Origin of the sequence: Kitasatospora sp. NBC_01246 (assembly GCF_036226505.1) — a bacterium.
In the GTDB taxonomy this organism is placed as follows: domain Bacteria; phylum Actinomycetota; class Actinomycetes; order Streptomycetales; family Streptomycetaceae; genus Kitasatospora.
Genome location: NZ_CP108484.1, coordinates 2826338 through 2846021 on the forward strand (window position 1 = coordinate 2826338; position 19684 = coordinate 2846021).

General features: G+C 74.4%; 18 protein-coding genes. 11 read left to right on the forward strand and 7 right to left on the reverse strand.

Annotation, left to right across the window (positions count from 1 at the left end; genetic code table 11):
• Positions 1 to 180: 180 nt before the first annotated feature.
• The 3 genes from OG618_RS12340 to OG618_RS12350 all read left to right on the forward strand — a co-directional run bounded on the left by OG618_RS12340 (position 181) and on the right by OG618_RS12350 (position 3619).
• Positions 181 to 1437: a hypothetical protein gene (locus OG618_RS12340; RefSeq protein WP_329487411.1), complete on the forward strand. Its 1257-nt coding sequence runs from the start codon at positions 181 to 183 to the stop codon at positions 1435 to 1437.
• Positions 1438 to 1444: 7 nt separating this feature from the next.
• Positions 1445 to 2473, forward strand: a complete 1029-nt coding sequence (locus OG618_RS12345) for an N-acetylmuramoyl-L-alanine amidase (protein ID WP_329487412.1) — start codon at positions 1445 to 1447, stop codon at positions 2471 to 2473.
• A 210-nt stretch (positions 2474 to 2683) separates the two neighbouring features.
• A complete protein-coding gene (locus OG618_RS12350) occupies positions 2684 to 3619 on the forward strand; it encodes a hypothetical protein (RefSeq protein WP_329487413.1) in 936 nt (311 codons plus the stop codon).
• A 114-nt stretch (positions 3620 to 3733) separates the two neighbouring features.
• Here the strand turns inward: OG618_RS12350 and OG618_RS12355 are convergent, their stop codons facing one another.
• The 3 genes from OG618_RS12355 to OG618_RS12365 all read right to left on the reverse strand — a co-directional run bounded on the left by OG618_RS12355 (position 3734) and on the right by OG618_RS12365 (position 7060).
• Positions 3734 to 4813: a prenyltransferase gene (locus OG618_RS12355; protein ID WP_329487414.1), complete on the reverse strand. Its 1080-nt coding sequence runs from the start codon at positions 4811 to 4813 to the stop codon at positions 3734 to 3736.
• Positions 4810 to 5622: a class I SAM-dependent methyltransferase gene (locus OG618_RS12360; RefSeq protein WP_329487415.1), complete on the reverse strand. Its 813-nt coding sequence runs from the start codon at positions 5620 to 5622 to the stop codon at positions 4810 to 4812. Before OG618_RS12360 ends, OG618_RS12355 begins: the two co-directional genes overlap by 4 nt.
• 127 nt (positions 5623 to 5749) lie before the next feature.
• Positions 5750 to 7060, reverse strand: coding sequence for a glycosyltransferase family 4 protein (locus OG618_RS12365; protein ID WP_329487416.1), 1311 nt, complete (start codon positions 7058 to 7060; stop codon positions 5750 to 5752).
• A 256-nt stretch (positions 7061 to 7316) separates the two neighbouring features.
• Here OG618_RS12365 and OG618_RS12370 point away from each other — a divergent pair, with 256 nt between their 5' ends.
• The 6 genes from OG618_RS12370 to OG618_RS12395 all read left to right on the forward strand — a co-directional run bounded on the left by OG618_RS12370 (position 7317) and on the right by OG618_RS12395 (position 14585).
• Complete coding sequence (locus tag OG618_RS12370) at positions 7317 to 7946, forward strand: TetR family transcriptional regulator (RefSeq protein ID WP_442906938.1); 630 nt, start codon at positions 7317 to 7319, stop codon at positions 7944 to 7946.
• A 421-nt stretch (positions 7947 to 8367) separates the two neighbouring features.
• A complete protein-coding gene (locus tag OG618_RS12375; RefSeq protein WP_329487417.1) occupies positions 8368 to 9633 on the forward strand; it encodes a hypothetical protein in 1266 nt (421 codons plus the stop codon).
• 179 nt (positions 9634 to 9812) lie between these two features.
• Positions 9813 to 10484 (forward strand): SCO2322 family protein, encoded by a 672-nt coding sequence (locus OG618_RS12380; protein WP_329487418.1) that lies wholly within the window; start codon positions 9813 to 9815, stop codon positions 10482 to 10484.
• Between the two features lie 422 nt (positions 10485 to 10906).
• Positions 10907 to 12076 carry a CbiQ family ECF transporter T component gene (locus OG618_RS12385; protein WP_442906787.1) on the forward strand — a complete coding sequence of 390 codons (1170 nt, stop codon included), beginning with the start codon at positions 10907 to 10909 and terminating at the stop codon, positions 12074 to 12076.
• Positions 12073 to 13686: an ABC transporter ATP-binding protein gene (locus OG618_RS12390; RefSeq protein ID WP_329487419.1), complete on the forward strand. Its 1614-nt coding sequence runs from the start codon at positions 12073 to 12075 to the stop codon at positions 13684 to 13686. Before OG618_RS12385 ends, OG618_RS12390 begins: the two co-directional genes overlap by 4 nt.
• A gap of 11 nt (positions 13687 to 13697) precedes the next feature.
• Positions 13698 to 14585, forward strand: coding sequence for an ECF transporter S component (locus OG618_RS12395; protein ID WP_329487420.1), 888 nt, complete (start codon positions 13698 to 13700; stop codon positions 14583 to 14585).
• A 282-nt stretch (positions 14586 to 14867) separates the two neighbouring features.
• On the opposite strand, the gene OG618_RS12400 is transcribed toward OG618_RS12395, so the two are convergent.
• Positions 14868 to 15218 carry a DoxX family protein gene (locus tag OG618_RS12400; RefSeq protein ID WP_329487421.1) on the reverse strand — a complete coding sequence of 117 codons (351 nt, stop codon included), beginning with the start codon at positions 15216 to 15218 and terminating at the stop codon, positions 14868 to 14870.
• A 92-nt stretch (positions 15219 to 15310) separates the two neighbouring features.
• Between OG618_RS12400 and OG618_RS12405 the strand changes: the two genes are divergently transcribed.
• Entirely contained in the window at positions 15311 to 15742 is a 432-nt protein-coding gene (locus OG618_RS12405) for a winged helix-turn-helix transcriptional regulator (RefSeq protein ID WP_329487422.1), read from the forward strand.
• 200 nt (positions 15743 to 15942) lie between these two features.
• Here OG618_RS12405 and OG618_RS12410 read toward each other — a convergent pair whose 3' ends face one another.
• Complete coding sequence (locus OG618_RS12410; RefSeq protein ID WP_329487423.1) at positions 15943 to 16275, reverse strand: antibiotic biosynthesis monooxygenase family protein; 333 nt, start codon at positions 16273 to 16275, stop codon at positions 15943 to 15945.
• Between the two features lie 243 nt (positions 16276 to 16518).
• The gene (locus tag OG618_RS12415) at positions 16519 to 16896 is read right to left on the reverse strand and encodes a cupin domain-containing protein (protein WP_329487424.1); all 378 of its coding nucleotides are present in this window, start codon (positions 16894 to 16896) and stop codon (positions 16519 to 16521) included.
• Between the two features lie 60 nt (positions 16897 to 16956).
• Between OG618_RS12415 and OG618_RS12420 the strand changes: the two genes are divergently transcribed.
• A complete protein-coding gene (locus tag OG618_RS12420; RefSeq protein WP_396486959.1) occupies positions 16957 to 17433 on the forward strand; it encodes a MarR family winged helix-turn-helix transcriptional regulator in 477 nt (158 codons plus the stop codon).
• A 59-nt stretch (positions 17434 to 17492) separates the two neighbouring features.
• Here OG618_RS12420 and OG618_RS12425 read toward each other — a convergent pair whose 3' ends face one another.
• A complete protein-coding gene (locus OG618_RS12425) occupies positions 17493 to 19559 on the reverse strand; it encodes an MDR family MFS transporter (RefSeq protein ID WP_329487426.1) in 2067 nt (688 codons plus the stop codon).
• Between the last annotated feature and the right edge of the window lie 125 nt (positions 19560 to 19684).

Here is a 19684-nt window from a genome sequence, read left to right on the forward strand (position 1 = left end):
AACACCGGGCCGGCCCGACGAGATCGCCGGACCGGCCCCCAGCCGATCACGGATGCTCTAACGTCGTGCCGGGGCTGTCGGGCGGGGGTTCGAACGGTACGGTGTCCGCGCGGCGCACGCGCGCCGACGACAGCGGCACAGCACCAGGCAGAGCGACCGGGCGGACGGTGGGGGCCAGCAATGACGGACCAGCAGAACACCGCTCCGGCGGTCTGGGATCCGACCGCGCGCGGCGGCGCCGGCGGCTGGGTGCGCGGACCGCAGCAGCCCGCCCCCGGCGCGGCCCAGCCCCCGGCCGCTCCGCCCGCCGCCGCCCGGCCGGTTCCTCCCGCGCCCGGCCGCCCCGGCGAGGCGCCGCAGCCGCCCGGCCCGTCGCCCTTCCCGCCGCAGCCGCCCACGGCGGGCGGCGTCGGCGACCAGGGCCCGCCGCTGGCCGCCCGCCCGTACCTGGCCGGTGGCCAGAGCCACCCCGCCCCGCCCACCGGACCGCAGCCGCCCGCGTCCGGCTTCCCGGGCCACGCGGCCCCCCAGGGCCCCGCCGGCGGCGGCTACGGCTACCCGCCGCCGCCCCCGGCCCAGCCGCAGGCCCAGCCCCCGTACGACGCCGGCCCGTACCCCCAGCAGTACCCCGGGTACCCGGCCCAGCAGTACCCGCCGTACCAGCAGCCGGACTACGCCACGGACTACGAGGACCTCGACGCCGAGGACCGCCCGGCCAACCGGCGCGCCCCGCTGCTGATCGCCTTCGCGCTGCTGTTCGTCCTGGCCCTCGGCGGCGGCATCCTGTGGGCCGCGAAGGGCAAGGACGACCCGGCCGACCGGAGCGCCGCCCCGGCTCCCTCCGCGAGCGCCGGCCAGAGCACGGCCGGGAACCCGCCGCCCGCGCCGGGCCCCGACGGATCGTCCGGCGCGCCGAGCCCCGCCGCCAGCGACACCGCGTCCGCCTCCGCGAGCCCGACCGCCGGCGCGGCCGGGCCGGGCGCGCCGGAGCAGGCCAAGGCCCTGGACGAGCTGCTGACCCAGGGCGAGAGCGCGAAGGCGCCGATCGGCAGCGCGGTCGCCAAGGTGAGCAGCTGCCCCGCCAAGGCCGACATCGACAGCGCCGCACAGGTCTTCGACAGCGGCGCCAAGCAGCGCGACCAGCTGCTCGCCAAGCTCGCCACGCTGACCGTCACCGACCTGCCCGGCGGCGCGGACGCGGTGCAGTCGCTGAAGTCCGCCTGGCAGCTGTCCGCCGACATCGACCGGGCGTACGCCAGCTGGGCCCGTGCCGTCTCCGCCCAGGGCTGCTCGGGCTCGGCCCCGAACACCGCCGACAAGAAGCACGCGGACGAGCTCAACCCGCAGGCCACCCAGGCGAAGCGGGACTTCGTGACGAAGTGGAAGGCGATCGCCGACCCGTACGGCCTGACCGCGCGCACCCAGGACAGGATCTGAACCACCCGTGACCCGCACCACCGCCGCTCCGCACGACGAACCGCCACGCCGCTCCCGGCTGCTGCGCACCACGACCGTGGCCGCCGTCCTGGTGCCGCTCTGCCTGGCCGGCTGGCTGGGCTGGCAGGCCGTCGCCGACCGCGGCCGGGACGACACCGGGGCCGCCCACGCCGCCGGGGCCGCCGCCCCGCCGTCGGGGCCGTTCTCCGCGGCGCCGTTCTCCGCACCGGCGGACACCGCCCCGCCGGGGGCCCCCACCGCGTCGGCCGACCCGCCGACGGTCGCCCAGGCCGCTCCGACAGCCGACCCGACGACCGCCCCGACGACCGCTCCGACGGCCTCGGAGAGCGCCGGGTCCGCCACCGCGCTGGCCGGGCGGACCGTCCTGCTCGATCCCGGTCACAACCCCGGCAACGCCGCGCACACCACCGAGATCAACCGTCAGGTCGACATCGGCAACGCCCGCAAGGAGTGCGACACCACAGGCACCTCCACCAACGCCGGGTACAGCGAGGCCGAGTACACCCTGGACGTCTCCCGCCGGGCCCGCGCGATCCTCACCGCCCGGGGCGCGACGGTCGTCCTGGTGCAGGACGGCGACCAGCCCTGGGGCCCGTGCATCGACGCGCGCGCGAAGGCGGGCGCCACCGCGCACGCCGACGCGGCGGTCTCGGTGCACGGGGACGGCGGCCCGCCCGGCGGCAGCGGGTTCCACGTGATCATGCCCGCCAAGGTGGTCGCGGGCACGGCGGACAACTCCGCGATCGTCGCGCCCTCGCACCGGCTCGGCCTGCTGCTGCGCGACAGCTTCCACGCGGCGACGGGCGAGCCGTACGCCGACTACATCGCGAGCCAGGGTCTGGACACCCGCTCCGACCTCGGCGGGCTGAACCTCTCGACCGTGCCCAAGGTGTTCATCGAGTGCGGTAACATGCGCAATTCGACCGACGCCAAAAGGATGACGGACCCTCAGTGGCGCCAGCAGGCCGCCCAGGGGATCGCCGACGCACTGACGGCCTTTCTGACCACGCGGTAGCCGACCCGGGCGGCCCGGCCCGCGCCGCCGGAAGGTGGACAGCAAGGGACCGGGCGCGCGCAGTTTGCAACGACTTCGCCCCATTCCCGAGCCCGCTGTGCACCCGCGAGGCGGTTGGCCCTAGGCTTCTGGTCCGTTCAGACTTTTCCGGACCGGTCAGCCGACCGCGAGATAACCGCCGTCCACGACACACCAACGAGGGGAACGTTAGTGAATCTGCGCGCTCTCACCAGGGGAGACGCCGCCGTCGCAGGTGCGGCCGTCCTGCTCTTCATCGCCTCCTTCCTGCCGTACTGGACCGTGGACTGCAGTGGCAGGTACTGCGGCGACACGTCGCAGAACGCCTGGGACAGCGTCCTGTTCCCCGTACTGCCCTCGGTCTTCCTGCTCGGCATCCTCTCCGCCGTGCTGATCCTGGTGCAGCGCTTCCAGGGCGCCGCCGCCGCCACCCGCCAGGTGCTCGGCCTGCGGCTGGACCAGTGGGGCATCGCGTTCGCCGTCGCCGCGCTCTGGACCTCGATCTGGGCCCTGGGCGGTGGCCCGAAGGGTCTGGACCACGGTTTCGGCGCCTGGCTGGCCGTCATCTCGCTCCTGGTCCTCGCCGGTGCCGCCGCGGCCGGTCCGCTGGTGCCCGCGCTGAAGGCCCCGCTGGTCACCGACAAGCCGGCTGTCCCGCAGGGCTACCCCGGCGGCTACCCGGCCCCGCAGCCGGGCCAGCCCGGCCAGTACGGCTACCCGGCCCCGGGCCAGGACCCGCAGCAGGTGCAGTCGCCCGCGTTCGGCGGCCAGCCCGGCGGCTACGGCTACCCGGCCCCGCAGGCCGGCCAGCCGCAGGACGCCGCCCAGCAGCAGGCCGCGCAGCACGCCGCCGCCCAGCAGGCCGCGCACCAGGCCCCGGCGCCCACCCAGGCGCAGCCGGCCCAGGCCCAGCAGGCTCCGGCGCCCGACTTCGCGCCGTTCTGGTTCGCCGTCCCGGCGCCGCGCCAGCTGTCCCCGAAGGACAACCCGGCCGGCGCCCCGGTCGGTGAACTCGTCCCGGGCACCTGGTACCTGGCGGTCGAGCAGCGCGGTGCCGCGCTGGTCGCCCAGCTCCAGGACGGCTCCCAGGGCTTGCTGGCCGACACCACCGGCATCCAGCGCGGCTGACGCACCGCCACGCACGACGAAGGGGCGGGACCGGATCAACTCCGGTCCCGCCCCTTCGTCGTGCGTGTTCGTCGTGCGTGCGCCGCGGCGTGCGGGCGGGTCAGCGGCGGTCGTTCAGCAGCAGTCCTGGACCACCAGCCCGGTGGGCAGCTGGTCACCGCCGAAGACCGTCACCGTGGCCGGGTCGCCGCCGAGCGCCGCGACGGCCAGCAGCAGCGCCCCCGCCGTCCAGGTGGTGCGCTCCTCGGGCCAGATGGCGTCGTCCTCGAAGACGTAGCCGGTCCAGTACGAGCCGTCGCTGTGCCGCAGGTGCTTCTGGATCCAGCGCAGGATCTCGACCGCGCGGTCGGACTCGCCGACCGCCCAGAGCGCCATGGCCAGTTCCGCGCTCTCCCCGCCGGTCACCCAGGGGCGGTCGCTGACGCAGCGCACCCCGAGGCCGGGGACGACGAAGCGGTCCCAGTCCCGTTCGATCCGCTCCAGCGCGGCCCGGCCGCGCAGCGCGGTGCCGAGCACGGGGTAGTACCAGTCCATCGAGAAGCGGTCCTTGTCCAGGAACCGCTCGGGGTGGTGCGCGATGGCGTGCCGCAGCCGGCCGGCCGCCAGCTCCCAGTCGGGCTGCGGCTCCTCCAGGTAGTCGGCGACGGCCAGACCGCAGCGCAGGGCGTGCAGGATACTGGAGGAGCCGGTCAGCAGCGCCTCGTCGGGCGCCTCGCCGTGCTCGTCCACCCGCCAGGAGATCGGACCGCCCGGCAGCCGAAGGCCGACGATGAAGTCGAGCGCGCGACGCACGACCGGCCAGATCCAGTCCAGGAACGCGTCGTCCCCGGTGCTCAGGTGGTGGTGCCAGACGCCGACCGCCACGTAGGCGCAGAAGTTGGTCTCCTTGGCCGCGTCCGAGACCGTGCCGTCCGGGACGTCCTGCCCGTACGCGTAGGCGGCGTACCAGGAGCCGTCGGGGTTCTGGTGGGCCGCCAGCCAGCGGTAGGCGGCCTCGGCGGCGGCGTGCTCGCCGGCGGTGTCCAGGGCCATCGCTGCCTCGGTGTGGTCCCACGGGTCCAGGTGGTGGCCGGTGAACCACGGTATCGCGCCGTCGTCCTGCTGCTCGGCGAGGATGCTGCGGACGGTCCGGGCGGCCTGCTCGGCATCGAGCACCCCGTCCAGCAGCAGCGCCTCGGGGACGGCGGCGGTCACTCGCCCGCCCGCCCGGCGTCGGCGCGGTCCGCCGCCTCGTCGGCGCGGCCGGTGGCGGGCTCGACGAGGTCCGCCACGGGCTCGGCGCGGTTCGGCTTGGAGGCGTAGGCGACGAAGCTCTTGCCGATCACCGGGTTGAGGGCCTTCTCGGCGGCCTTGGTGAGCTTGCTGATCACCGGGGTGCCGACGATGTCCCAGACCAGCAGCTGGTGGTAGGCCTTGACGGGCAGCGCCTTGTCGTTGTCCACCCCCACCGCGCACTTGATCCACCAGTAGGGCGAGTGCAGCGCGTGCGCGTGGTGGGTGCCGTACGGCTCCAGACCGGCGTCCTTGAGCTTGTCGAGCAGCTCGTCGCCCCGGTAGATCCGGATGTGGCCCCCCTCCACCTCGTGGTACTCGTCGGAGAGCGCCCAGCAGATCTTCTCGGGCAGCCAGCGCGGCACGGTGACGGCCAGCAGCCCACCGGGCTTGAGCACCCGGAACATCTCGTTGAGCACGCCCTTGTCGTCGGGGATGTGCTCCATCACCTCAGAGATGATGATCTTGTCGAAGTACTCGTCCTCGAACGGCAGGGCCAGCGCGTTGCCCTCCATCGCGACCGCCGACGCGCCCTCCGGAGCCTCGCCGGCCTCCGCCATGGCGGCGAACCACTTCTTGACCTCGGCGATCTCCTCGGCGCTCTGGTCGAGGGCGGTCACCCGGGCCCCGCGCCGGTAGCACTCGAACGCGTGCCGCCCCCCGCCGCAGCCCAGGTCGAGCACCCGGTCGCCGGGGGCGAGCGGGAAGCGCGAGAAATCAACGGTCAGCACTGCGGGCTCCCATTCCTCTGGTACCAAACGTTTGTGACGCCCGGCCGGTCCCGGCCGGGCCGGCCGAGTCCGGCGGAGCGCCGGATCCGCCCGGGGCAAGTCCGACGCGGACGGGTCCGGCGACCCGTCAGGCCACGTACCGCCAGCCCGGACCGGACCGGGCCCGCCGCCCGGCACCGGTGGCGATCGCCGCCCGGTAGCTGTCGGCGGTCAGCGTGGCGGCCCGCTCCCAGGTGAACCGGGCGAGCACCCGCTCGCGCCCGGCCTCACCGAGAGTGCGACGCAGCGCCGGATCGTCCAGCAGCCGGCCGAGCGCCGTCGCCAGCGCGCCCGCGTCGCCCGGCGGCACCGCGAGACAGGTCTCGCCGTCCGGCCCGGCCACCTCGGGGATCGCCCCGCCGGTGGTGGCGACCAGCGGCGTACCGGTGGCCATCGCCTCGGCGGCGGGCAGCGAGAAACCCTCGTACAGCGACGGCACGCAGGCCACCTCGGCCGAGCGGTACAGGTCGACCAGCTCCCCGTCGGTCAGGCCGTGCCGGAACTCGATGAACCGCTCCAGCCCGAAGCGGCGCACCGCCTCGGCGACCGGCCCGCGCTCCTTCTGCGGCTTGCCGACCACGACCAGGTGCGCGTCCCGCTCGGTGCGGACCTTGGCCAGCGCCTCGACCAGGTGGACCAGGCCCTTGAGCGGGACGTCGGCGCTGGAGGTGGTGACGATCCGGCCGGGCACCCGGGCGACCCGCTCGGACGGCGACCAGAGCCGGGTGTCGGCGCCGATCGGCACCACCGAGACGGCGCCCGGCGAGGCGCCCAGGTGCTCGGCGATCTCGCGCTTCGAGGTGCCGGAGACGGTGATGATGCTGTCCAGCCGGGCGGCCACCCGGCGCTGCATCCGGGTGAACGCGTACCAGCGGCGCAGCGACAGCCGGCGGGCCAGGCTCGGCGCCGCGTCCAGCTCCAGCTGCCGGTCCACGGTGATCGGGTGATGGATCGTGGTGACCAGTGGGAAGCCGTGCCGCGCGAGGCCGAGCAGCCCGTACCCGAGGGTCTGGTTGTCGTGCACCACGTCGTAGCGGCCCTTGTGCAGCGCGAGGTACTGACGGGCGCGCAGCGAGAAGGTCAGCGGCTCGGGGAAGCCGCCGGTGCGCATGGTGGCGAACTCCAGCAGGTCCACCGGGCCCCGGTACTCGGCGAGCCCCGGGGTGCGGAACGGGTCGTCGGCGCGGTAGAGGTCCAGGCTGGGCAGCTCTACCAGGCGGACCGAGCCGGGGCCCTCGACCTCGTCCAGGACGGGGTAGGGCTGGGAGCCGATCACGTCCACGTGGTGGCCGAGGCGCGCCAGCTCGCGGGAGAGGTGCCGTACGTAGACGCCCTGGCCGCCGCAGAACGGGTCGCCGCGGTACGACAGCAGGGCAATCCGCAGCGGCTGCGCGGTCATCGTCGGCTCCCGTCCTTGCTGAAGTCTGTGCTGCCGGTCGCTAAAGTAGATCAGGTTTCAGTGCGGTGTGGAGTTCGCCCGTGACCATGTGAACAATGAGAGACCTCGAAGATACCGGCCCGTAGCTTCTCCTCAGATGCCAGGGCTGGTGATTCACGCCACGCCGGAGCACTGCCGGAGCGTCCGCCGGACCGGCCGGAGCACCCCCCGTCACTCTCGCGCCCCGGGAGCACCCTTGCCACCGCCCGTCACCTCCGTGCCCGCCGCCGCCCCCGGCCCCGCCGGCCCCGCCGGGCCCGCCGGGCAGTCCGCCGACCCGCCGCTGACCGCCCGCCAGGCCGAACGGCGGCGGCGGATCCTGCGGGCCGCGACCGGGCTGGCCGCCCGCGGCGGGTACGAGGCGGTGCAGATGCGGGAGGTCGCGGAGGGCGCGCAGGTGGCGCTCGGCACCCTGTACCGGTACTTCCCGTCCAAGGTCCATCTGCTGGTCGCGGTCATGCTGGAGCAGTTGCAGGGCCTCCAGGAGCAGGTCCGACGGCACCCGCCGGCCGAGCAGGACGCGGCCTCGCGGGTCGCCGAGACGCTCACCCGGGCGTTCCACGCCCTCCAGCGCGAACCCCTGCTGGCCGAGGCGATGGTGCGGGCGCTGTCGTTCGCCGACCGCTCGGTGAGCGCCGAGGTGGACCAGGTGAGCTCGGCCACCGGGCAGCTGATCCTGGACGCGATCGGCCAGTCCGGGCCGCCGACCGAGAGCCAGCGTGCGGCCGTCCGGGTGATCGAGCACACCTGGCACTCGGCCCTGGTCTCCTGGCTCTCCGGGCGGGCCTCGATCGCCGAGGTCCGCGCCGATCTGCACACCGCCGCGCGGCTGCTCACGCTGCCCTGAGCGCGCGCCCGCGGGCGGGGCAGCGAAGGGGCGGGGAAGTGGAACCTGTTCTCGGGGCGCGGGCGGGATCGGTCGGGGTGGTTCCGGGGCTCGGGTGGGTTCGGGGCTGGGGTGGCTCCGGGATCCGGGCGCGGTCGGCGCCCCGACTCCTCCGCGCGGCGACCGGAGGCACGGCAGTCACGGTCGCGGCGGCTAAAGTCGACGGGCACGACAACTCCATCCCGCTTCTCCTCCGGGGAAAGCCGGTGCGAATCCGGCACTGACCCGCAACCGTGAGCCCGGCGCTGGACGGCCGGGGCAGTCGGAGTGCCCGGAGAGAGGCGAGCGGCCATGCCGGGCACCCCCGTGCCCGGCACCGTCGAGGTCTACGGAACGGCCCACCCGGGCCACCCCACCGCTCATCGAAAGGCTCAACCCCACCATGCTCACCGCCGCCCGCCTGGGCGCCGCCGCCCTGTCCGCCGCCCTGCTGGCCGGCGCCGCCGCCGCACCGGCCCTCGCCGACAGCCCCTCGGCCGGCGCCACCGCGCCCGTCCCCGAGGGCCTCTACGGCAAGGGCGACCCGACGTACGACGGCGTGTGGCGCCAGTCCCTCGCCCTCACCGCGCTGGCGGGCGCCAAGGTGACCCCGGCCGACTCCACCGTCTCCTGGCTCACCGGCCAGCAGTGCGCGGACGGCGGCTGGCCGTCCTACCGCGCGGACACCTCCGCCGCGTGCGACCCCAAGACCGAGGACAGCAACGCCACCGCCGTCGCCGTCCAGGCCCTGGTCGCGCTCGGCGGCTACCAGGACTCCGTCGACAAGGGCGTCCAGTGGTTCAAGGCCAACCAGAACGCGGACGGCAGCTGGCCCTACAACCCCGGCAGCCCCGGTGACGCCAACTCCACCGGCCTGGCCGTGAACGCCCTGCTCGCCGCCAAGCTGGACCCGGCGGCCGTCGCCAAGGCGGGCCGGAGCGCCTACGACGGGCTGGCGCTCTTCCAGCTCGGCTGCGCCGCCCCCGCCGACCAGCGCGGGGCCTTCGCCTACCAGCCCGACCCGGCCGGCGCGCTCGCCCCGAACGCCCTGGCCAGTGCCCAGGCCACGCTCGCCGCGGCGGGCGGGAAGCTGCCGGTCACCAACACCAACCGGACGGACGCCGCGCCCAAGGCCCTGTCCTGCGCGAACGGCTCCACGGAACCGCTCGTGGCGCGCGCGGACTCCGCCGAGGCGGCCGGGGCCTACCTCACCGCCCAGCTCGCGGCCGGTGACCAGCACCTGACGCTGACCCTTCCCGGGGCCGCCCCGACCCCCGACTACACTGCCACCGCCTGGGCCGCGCTCGGCCTGATCCAGAGCGGGCACCCGCAGCAGGCGACCGGCGCGGTGGGCTGGCTGGCCAAGGAGGGCGGCACCTGGACCAAGGGCGGCAGCGACGCCTCGGCCACCGCCACCCTGCTGCTGGTCGCCCAGGCCGCCCAGCGGGACCCCGCCGCGTTCGGCGGCGACCTGGTCGCGCAGCTGACGGCGCTGGGCCCGGCGCCCAAGGCGACCGGCGCGGCCTCCGCCCCCGCCTCCTCGGCGCCGGCCGAGAAGAAGAAGGACGGCGGCTTCGGCCAGTGGTGGGTGATCGGCGTCGGCCTGCTGATCGGCATCGGCGGCGGGCTGCTGCTGAGCCTGCAGCGCAAGCGGGGCCAGAAGCTGTGACCACCCCCGGCACCCCCCGAGCCACCGCCCACGCCGCCGATGCCGACGATGCCGGTGTCGGTCGTGCCGGTGCGGGTCGCATTGGTGCGGGTCGCATTGGTGCGGGTCGCATTGGTGCTGGTCGCGCCGGTGCTGTTCGTGCCGGGCGGGCCTGTGCCGACCCCCAGCGGCGTCGGCGGGTGGTGGCCGCGGTCGTCCGGTTCCTCGCCGGACTGATCGCCGGGGTGCTGATCCTGCTGGTCATCGGCGCGGCGCCCGCGCAGGCCGCCGGGTACCGGTACTGGTCGTTCTGGAAGTGGTCCGACGGCGCCTGGGGCTACCAGCAGCAGGGCCCGGCCGTGTACGTGCCGCAGGACGGGGGCGTGGACGGGTGGCGCTTCGCCGTCAGCCCCGACGGCGGCCGGGAGGCCGCCCGGCCCGGTGCCGCCGGGGACTTCGCCACCACCTGCGGCGGTACCGCCGAACAGCCGGGGCGCAAACGCGTCGCCGTGGTCCTGGACTTCGGCACCGCCGCCGACTCCCCCGGCGAGACCCCGCCCGGACTCCGCACGGCCTGTGCGGTCGTGCCCACCGGTGCCAACTCGGCCGAGGTCCTGGCGGCCGTCGCCCCACCACTGCGGTACGACACCAACGGCCTACTCTGTGCCATCGCCGGCTATCCGAAGGCCGGCTGCGGCGACCAGCTCGGCGCGGCGAACAAACCGGCCGCGAACGGTGCGGGGGGCGGTTCCGGGGGCGGCTCGGCCGACGGTGACCACGGCAGCGGCCCCGACATCGGCCTGATCGCGGGGGCTGTCCTGGTCGCCGCCCTGGCCGCCGGTGCGGTCTGGCAGGCCCGCCGTCGCCGCTGAGTCGAGTCGAATATGTAGACCGGTCCACCTATGTAGACCGGTCTGCATAGAAGGGGTACCGGGCCGGGCGCGCACCACGCGCCCGGCCCGTCAGCCCAACCCGGCCCCCGGGTTGGGTCCGGGCCTAGCGGGCCCCCAGCCCCACCCCGAGCCGGACCGGGACCTTTATACCGACCGGTCTACATAGAGAGCAGCCCATCTCTGTAGACCGGTCTACATATACCGACCGGTCTACAGAAACCCCGGGCCCTAAGCGAAAGCAGGACCCCGCCCGCAGAAACGTGGACAAGGCCGCAGGAAGCCCGCGGAGTAGGAAGTCGGCCCAGCCGACTTCCTACTCCGCCCCCACACCTGCACCCACCCCCACACCTGCACCCGCCCTCCACCCTCTCCCCCAACCGCCCCGACCTGGACCCCACCCCGTGACCACACCCCGCGCCCCCGGCCAGCCCCGCCCCCCGCGCCGCGCCCGCCTCCCCCGGCCTCCCCGCCGCACCCCGCGCGCCGCCCGCACCCCGCTCGGCCCCCGCCAACTGCACCCCGGCGCCTGGTGGCTGTGGGCACTCGGCCTCGGCGCGGCCGCCACCCGCACCACCAACCCGCTGCTGCTCCTCCTGCTCGCCGCCGTCGCCGGCTACGTCGTGGCCGCCCGCCGCGGGGACGCGCCGTGGTCCCGTTCCTACGGCGCGTTCCTCCGCCTCGGCCTGGTGGTCCTCGGCATCCGCCTGGTCTTCGCGGTCCTGCTCGGCTCCCCGATCCCCGGCACCCACGTCCTCCTCACCCTCCCCGAAGTACCGCTGCCCGCCTGGGCGCAGGGCGTCCGGATCGGCGGCCGGGTCACCGTCGAGGGCCTGCTCGCCGCGCTCTACGACGGGCTGCGGCTGGCCACCCTGCTGGTCTGCGTCGGCGCCGCGAACGCCCTCGCCAGTCCGACCCGCCTGCTGCGCACGCTGCCCGGCGCGCTCTACGAGGCGGGCGTGGCCGTCGTGGTCGCGATGACCTTCGCGCCCAACCTGGTCGCCGACGTGCAGCGGCTGCGCGCCGCCCGCCGTCTGCGCGGGCGCACCGACCGGGGCGTGGCCGCCGTGCTGAGCGTCGGACTGCCCGTCCTGGAGGGCGCGTTGGAGCGTTCGGTCGCACTGGCCGCCGCGATGGACACCCGCGGCTTCGGCCGCACCACCGACGTCCCGCCCCGCCTCGCCCGCACCACCGCCGCGCTCACCCTGTCCGGCCTGCTCGGGATCTGCCTCGCCGCCTACGGACTGCTCACCGCCGGCGGCGCCGGCTGGGCGGCGCCCGTCCTGCTGCTCGGCCTGGCCGCGGCCTTCGCCGGTCTGCTGCTCGGCGGCCGCCGCTCCCCCCGGACGCGCTACCGCCCCGACCCGTGGTCCCTCCCCGAGTGGCTGACCGCCGGATCGGGCGCCGCCGTGGCCGCGTTGACGATCTGGCTCTCCGCCCTCGACCCCGCCGCCTTCGCCCCGACCGTCGTCCCGCCGACCGCTCCCGCCCTGCCCCTGACCGCCGTGCTCGCCGTGCTGATCGGCCTGGTACCGGCGTTCGTCACCCCGCACCCGCCCCGGAGGGCCTCGTGATCACCTTCGAGCAGGTCTCCGTCCAGTACGCCGATGCCGAGGCTCCGGCGCTCAGCGGCGTCGACCTGACCGTCCCCGAAGGGGAGCTCTGCCTGCTGGTGGGCCCCTCCGGCTCCGGCAAGTCCACCCTGCTGGGCACCGTCAGCGGCCTCGTCCCGCACTTCACCGGCGGCGTGCTGCACGGCCGGGTGACCGTCGCCGGGCGCGACACCCGGGAGCACCGGCCGCGCGAACTCGCCGACCTGGTCGGCACGGTGGGCCAGGACCCGCTCGCCCACTTCGTCACCGACACGGTCGAGGACGAACTCGCCTACGGCATGGAGTCGCTGGGCCTGGCGCCGGACGTGATGCGGCGCCGGGTCGAGGAGACGCTCGACATGCTCGGCCTCGCCGATCTGCGCGACCGCGCACTCGGCTCGCTCTCCGGCGGCCAGCAACAACGCGTCGCCATCGGCTCGGTGCTCACCGTCCACCCGCGCGTTCTGGTCCTGGACGAGCCCACCTCGGCCCTCGACCCGGGCGCCGCCGAGGAGGTGCTGGCGGTCCTGCAACGCCTGGTCCACGACCTGGGCACCACCGTCCTGATGGCGGAGCACCGGCTGGAGCGGGTCGTCCAGTACGCCGACCAGGTCCTGCTGCTGACCCCCGGCGCCCCGCCCGTCCTCGGCGAACCGGCCGAGGTGATGGCGCACTCCCCCGTCCACCCGCCCGTGGTCGGCCTCGGCCGGCTCGCCGGATGGACCCCGCTGCCGCTCACGGTCCGCGACGCCCGCCGCAAGGCCGCCACCCTCCGTACCCGACTGGACGGCCTGCTCCCCGCCGCCGCACCCACCGACCCGGCCACCGCCCCGCTCGCCACCGCCGACCGCCTCGCCGTCAAGCGCGGCCCCGTCCCGGCTCTGCGCGGAGTGGACCTCGCCCTCCACCCCGGGGAGATCACGGCACTCATGGGCCGCAACGGCGCCGGCAAGTCCACCCTGCTCGGCGCCCTGGTCGGCCTGCACGCCCCCGCCGCCGGCAGCGTCCGGGTCGGCGGCCGGACCCCGCACCGCACCCGGCCCGCCGAGCTGATCCGCCAGGTCGGCCTCGTCCCGCAGGACCCGCGCGACCTGCTGTACGGGGAGAGCGTCGCCGCTGAGTGCGCCGCGGCGGACGGCGACGCGGGCGCCGACCCGGGCACCTGCCGCGCCCTGGTGGAGCGGCTACTGCCCGGCATCGCCGACGCCACCCACCCGCGCGACCTCTCCGAGGGCCAACGGCTCACTCTGGCACTGGCCGTGGTGCTCACCGCCCGGCCGCCGCTGATCCTGCTCGACGAGCCCACCCGGGGTCTCGACTACGCCGCCAAGGCCCGCCTGGTGGAGATCCTGCGGACGCTCGCCGCCGAGGGCCACGCCGTCCTGCTCGCTACCCACGACGTCGAACTCGCCGCCGAACTCGCCCACCGCACGGTGATCCTGGCCGACGGAGAGATCGTCGCGGACGGCCCGACCCCGGAGGTGGTGGTCTCCTCCCCCACCTTCGCCCCGCAGGTCTCCAAGATCCTCGCGCCCGGGCCCTGGCTCACCGTCCACCAGGTCGAACGGGCCCTCGCCGGGAGCGCCGAATGAACCGAAGCCGAATGCCCCGAAGCCGAACGAACCCAAGCCGGACGAACCGCACCCCGCGCGCGGGTAACCGCCCCGTCCCCCTCGGCCAGCGCTCGATCGCCACCCTGCTGCTCACCTCCTCGGTCGGCGTGGCCGCCTTCGGCTGGCCGCTGCTCGCCGCCACCGACTCCGCCCTGGTCGGCCACTCCACCGACGCCCCCTGGCTGTTCGCCCTCCTCCTGCCGCTCCTCCTCGCGGTGGTGATCGCCCAGATCTCCGAGGGCCGCGCGGCCGGCGGCGGCGCGCCGGGCCTGGACGCCAAGTCGGTCGCCCTGCTCGGTGTCCTGGCCGCGGCGGGCGCCGCGCTGCGCCCGCTCGGCGCGGGCACCGCCGGCCTGGAGCCGATGTTCTTCCTGATGGTGCTCGCCGGGCGGGTCCTCGGCCCCGGCTTCGGCTTCGTCCTCGGCTCGCTCTCGATGTTCGCCTCCGCGCTGCTGACCGGCGGCGTCGGCCCCTGGCTGCCGTTCCAGATGCTCGCCATGGGCTGGGTCTGTCTGGGCGCCGGCCTGCTCCCGGGCGCCGCCACCCTGCGCGGCCGCCGCGAACTCGCCCTGCTCGCCGGCTACGGCGCCGTCGCCTCACTGCTCTACGGCACGGTGATGAACCTCCAGGGCTGGCCTTATATCGCCGGCCTGTCCGGCTCGATCTCCTTCGTCCCGGGGGACGACGTGAGCGCCAACCTGGTCCGCTTCGCCGCCTACTGCCTCACCACCTCCCTCGGCTGGGACCTCCCCCGCGCCGTCCTCACCGTCGTCCTCTGCCTCACCCTCGGCACCACCGTCCTCCGCGCCCTCCGCCGAGCCACCCGCCGCGCCGCCTTCGCCGCCCCGGTCGAGTTCCGCCCACCGCCCACCCCCTGAACGGTGGTGCGCCCGGGCCGAATCCGGGGCGCACCACCTCGATGGGCAGGACGGCCGAGACCCGCGAGAAGGTCCGGGGGCAACTCGGCCGAACTGTGGCCAGGCGCTTGGCGGCCTGGAACGTCTCCCCCACCGCCCCGACGGCGGCCGGCTGTTGACCCGCTGTGGCCCACGGCCACCGGCTGATCATCGTTGTCGACGACAACTCATGACGCTCACCGGTGGCCGCCCTCGGAGGAGACTCGGCACAGTCGAGGCCGGCGCCGGGCCGGCCGGCCGCTGTCAGAGGGTGGCGGCGCGCAGCACGACCAGGGCGACGGAGACGATGGTGAGGACCGCCGCCGGAGACGCGCCCCTGCGGTCGCCGACGCGCAGGTGGAAGGCGACCGCCCCGGCGAAGTAGAGCGAAAGGCCTATCGCGGCGGCGATCCCGACGGGTCCCCACCGGAGTCCGGCGATCGCACCGGCCGCGCCAGCGATCTGAGCGCCGATCAGGAAGGCCATCATGCTCTGCGACAGTCCGAGTGTGGACATCTGCTCGGTGATGTGCCGCGTCCGCAGAGCCTTGGCCCCGGCCGATGCCAGGAGAAGCGCCGACATGACCACGGTGACGACGGCGAGTGAGACGAACATGGCTGAACCTCAATCATGCGATGCGAGTGAGAGGCGTGCGCACCTCCACGACGATAGGCGGCCATCAGGTACCTCCAGGTAACCTTCGGGTCATGAGCCTGCGACCGGGAATCGCCTTCCTCGCCGACTGTCCCGCTCTCCTGGCCATGGAGATCATCGCCAGCAAGTGGTCCATGGTCACGCTCTTCGCGCTGACCGACGGCCCGTTGCGTCACGGCGAGTTGGTCGAGCTGAGCGGTGGCGTCTCGCGCAAGGTGCTGACCCAGACGTTGCGCCGGCTCCAGGCCAACGGGCTGGTCGAGCGGCACGCGTACGCCGAGGCGCCGCCGCGCGTGGAGTACTGCCTGACCGATCTCGGGCGAACCCTGGAGGAGCCCATCAGGATGCTCACCGCATGGGCGCGGGAGAACGGCGAGGCGGTCGTCACCTTCCGGGAAGCAGCCGAGGCGGCCGGGGCCATCCAGGCGGATCGGGCAACCCCGACGCAGACTCCTCCCGTTGATGAGGAGCCGAACCGCTTCTGATCAAGAGAAGAGGCCGGACCTGGAGACCCTGGCGTCGCCTCGGGCAGCCTTCTCTCGGAACGGCGGCGAAGGGCAAGGCGCTCCTCGACAGCCCGTCCCGGTCGGCCGCCGCCCACCTCGCCGTCATCGCGGGCGGCTGAGAACGTGGTTCGGGCCCTCCCCCGCGAAACCCGTGCGAGGAGAGGGCCCGAGGGAAGCGATCAGCCCTTCGGGCCGGCCGACTGGACGACCTCGAAGGACCAGAGGGTCGAGCCGGAGGCCGCCGGGCGCTGCGGCGCCTCGCCCTCGGCGGGCGGCGGGCCCTGGCGGTGGGCAGCCTGCATGGGGCCCTCCATCCAGGCCTTGAAGGACTCCTCGTCGGCCCACCGGGTGTAGACGAGGTAGTTGTCGGTGCCCTCGACCGGGCGGAGCAGTTCGAACCACTCGAAGCCGTCGGAGTTCTCCACGGAGCCCGCGCGGGAGGCGAAGCGCTTCTCCAGCACCTCGCGCTGCTCGGTGGGGACGGTCAGTACGTTGATCTTGACTACGCTCATGGCTCCATCCTGCCCCACAAGCGGGTGGCGGCAGGCGCGGAACGTCTCCCCGACCGAGCGGTGGCGCGTCCCGAAGTCGCGGCAGCCTGACCCGGACCCGCGCAACGACGAGGCCTCCTGGGCATGGTCGACCAGCTGAACCGCGGCGGCCACCTCCGCCTGGCCCGGCCCCCGGCGGCCGCCGAACCTCCACCGGCCCCCGCACCGCTCCGGAAGGGGCGGTGCGGGGCCGATGCCCGTGGATCAGGCGATCCAGCCGGGGACGAAGGGCTCCTCCTCGGACCGACCGGCGACGGACACCCGGGCCCCGCCCGGCGCGGCGACCAGCGCGGTGACGGCTTCCCCGGCGGAGATCCGGCGCGCCACACCGGCGGGCAGCACGGCCGTGTCGCCGACCGCCAGCGCGAAGGCGTCCTCGCCCAGTTCGACGGACAGGGCGCCGGTCAGGACGGTCCAGACCTGCTCGACGTCGAAGACGTGCAGCGGGCCCTGGCCGCCGGCGGCCATCTCCACGCGCCACATCGCGAGCGCGCTGCCGCCCTGGGTGGGCGAGGCGAGGGTGGTCATGGCGGCGTTGGGCGTCTCGGTACGACGGGCTTCGGTACGGCGGATGACGGACATGGGTGCGGCCCCCTAGAATGGTCAATGACGTTGTCTATATGGTCAATGAGGTTGTCTATCGTGTCAAGCGACTCCGCTCCCCCCGGCTTCGAGCTGCCACTGCGGCTGCTGCTCGCCTTCCGCTTGATCATCGACGAGCTGCACGAGCGGATCGCCCGCGAGGGCCACCCCGACCTGCGGCCGATGCACGGCTTCGTGTTCCAGGCGATCGGGCCGGACGGCACCACCGCCGTCGAACTCGGCCGCCGCCTCGGCGTCTCCAAGCAGGCCGCCGGCAAGACCGTCGAACAGCTCGAACAGCTCGGCTACGTCGAGCGCGGCAGCGACCCCGCCGACGCCCGCCGCAAGGTGGTCCGGCTCACCGCCCGGGGCGTGGACTGCCTGGTCCGGTCCGCCCGGATCTTCGACGAACTGCGCGCCCAGTGGTCCGACACCCTCGGTGAGGAGCGACTGCGCGCCCTGGAGACGGACCTGCGCACCCTCGCCCCCGGCGACCCGTTCCGGCTCGACACGCCCCGGTGGTTCGGGACCCCCTGACGCACCACCCGGCACCGACGCCCCCGGCACGCCCGACGCACCACCAAGGCACCCACCCCCTACCCCGACCGCCGCTCCGCGGGCTCCGCCCCGGCCCGGTCCGGCCGGTCACGCTCGTCCGCGCAGAGCGCGGCGGAGAGCTTGGTCAGCAGCGCCGCCAGGTCCGCGTACTGCTTCTCGTCCCAGTCCCCGAGCAGTTCGGAGAGCTGCTCACGGCGGGCCGCCACCAGCCGGACCGCCGCCGCCTCCCCCGGCTCGGTGAGCCGCAGCGGCAGGCCGCCGGTGCGCGCGGCCAGCCCCCTGTCCTCGACCTCCCGGGCGGCCTCCTCGACGACCGCGAGCGGCACGATCCGGCGCTCCGCCAGTTCGGCGGGCTCGGCCGACCCGTGGTGGTGCATCTGCAGCAGCAGCCAGCTGGAGGCCGGCTTGAGGTCGAGCCCGGCGCCCTCCGTGATCCGCCGGAACAGGTCGCGCCGGGCCTCCCGGGTGCTCAGCACCGACAGGGAGCGGGCGATCTCGTCCAGCGAGGAGCGCTCCACCGGATTGAGGCCGATCGACTCGCTCAGGTCGGGCGCGGTCACCGTCGAGCGCAGCTTCTGCTCGCGCAGGAAGAGCGACAGCACGAAGGCGACCAGCGCCACCGGTACCGCGTACAGGAAGACCCGGGTGATCGACTCGGAGTACGCGTGGTAGATCGCGTCCTGCGTGGCGGCCGGCAGGGCCGCGATCACCCGGGGGTCGGAGGTGATCGCGCCGGGGTCGAAGCCGGCCGGCACCGGGACCCCGGAGGCGAGCGCGTCGGAGAGCCGGCTGTTGAGCCCGGAGGCGAACACGGTGCCGAAGATGGAGACGCCGAACGACGCCCCGATGGACCGGAAGAAGGTGGCGCCGGCGGTGGCCACGCCCAGGTCCTGGTAGCCGACGGAGTTCTGCACGATCAGCACCAGCACCTGCATCACCAGGCCCAGGCCCAGGCCGAAGACCAGGAAGTAGCAGCTCATCTCGAAGGTGCTGCTGTGCTCGTCCAGGCCGGAGAGCAGTAACAGGCCCACCGTGGTGACGGCCGTTCCGGCGATCGGGAAGGCCCGGTAGTGGCCGGTCCGGGCGACGATCTGGCCGGAGCCGATCGAGGTGAACAGCATCCCCAGCACCATCGGCAGCATGTGGATGCCGGACATGGTCGGCGAGACCTGCATGACCACCTGGAGGAACGTCGGCAGGTAGGTGAGCGCGCCGAACATCGCGAAACCGACCACGAAGGAGATCACCGCGACCAGGCTGAACGTCCGGGAGCGGAACAGCCGCAGCGGCAGCACCGGCTCGGCCGCGGTCCGCTCGACCAGGACGAAGGCGACCAGCAGGACGACGCCCAGCACGCCGAGCCCGACGATCTGCCAGGAGCTCCAGGCCCAGGTCGTCCCGCCGAGCGAGGTCATCAGCACCAGGCAGGTGGCCACCGAGGCGATCAGGACCGTGCCCAGGTAGTCGATCCGGTGCCGGCGCTTCACCTCCGTCCCGTGCAGGACGGCGGCGATCACCACCAGGGCGACCACCCCGACCGGCAGGTTGATGTAGAAGACCCAGCGCCAGCTGAGGTTGTCCACGAAGAGTCCGCCGAGCAGCGGTCCGAGCACGCTGGTGACGCCGAAGACCGCGCCGAACAGGCCCTGGTACTTGCCGCGGTCCCGGGGTGAGACCAGGTCACCGACGATCGCCTGGGAGAGCACCATCAACCCGCCCCCGCCGAGGCCCTGGAGGGCCCGGAAGGCGATCAGCTCGCCCATGTTCTGGGCGATGCCGCAGAGCACCGAGCCCACCAGGAAGATCACGATCGAGGCCTGGAAGAAGCGCTTCCGGCCGTACATGTCGCCGAGCTTGCCCCAGAGCGGGGTGGCCGCCGTGGAGGCCAGCATGTAGGCGGTGACCACCCAGGAGAGGTGTTCCAGGCCGCCGAGGTCGCTGACGATGGTCGGCAGTGCGGTGGAGACGATGGTCTGGTCGAGCGCGGCCAGCAGCATCGCCAGCAGCAGCGCGCCGATCGGCACCCAGAGGTTGGGGGCGGTGACCTCCGGCGGCCCGGGCTCGCCGGCCGGGCTGCGGTCGGACGCGGCGATCGGATCCGTCATGGAGACTCCAGGGGTCGCGGATCCCGGTCGGCGGGGTCCGTGCGGATGATCACTCCCAGCCACCATGCTGTCAGAAATGCCCCGGTCTGCGCCGTTCAGTTGAGCCGAACGTAAGAACGGCGGCC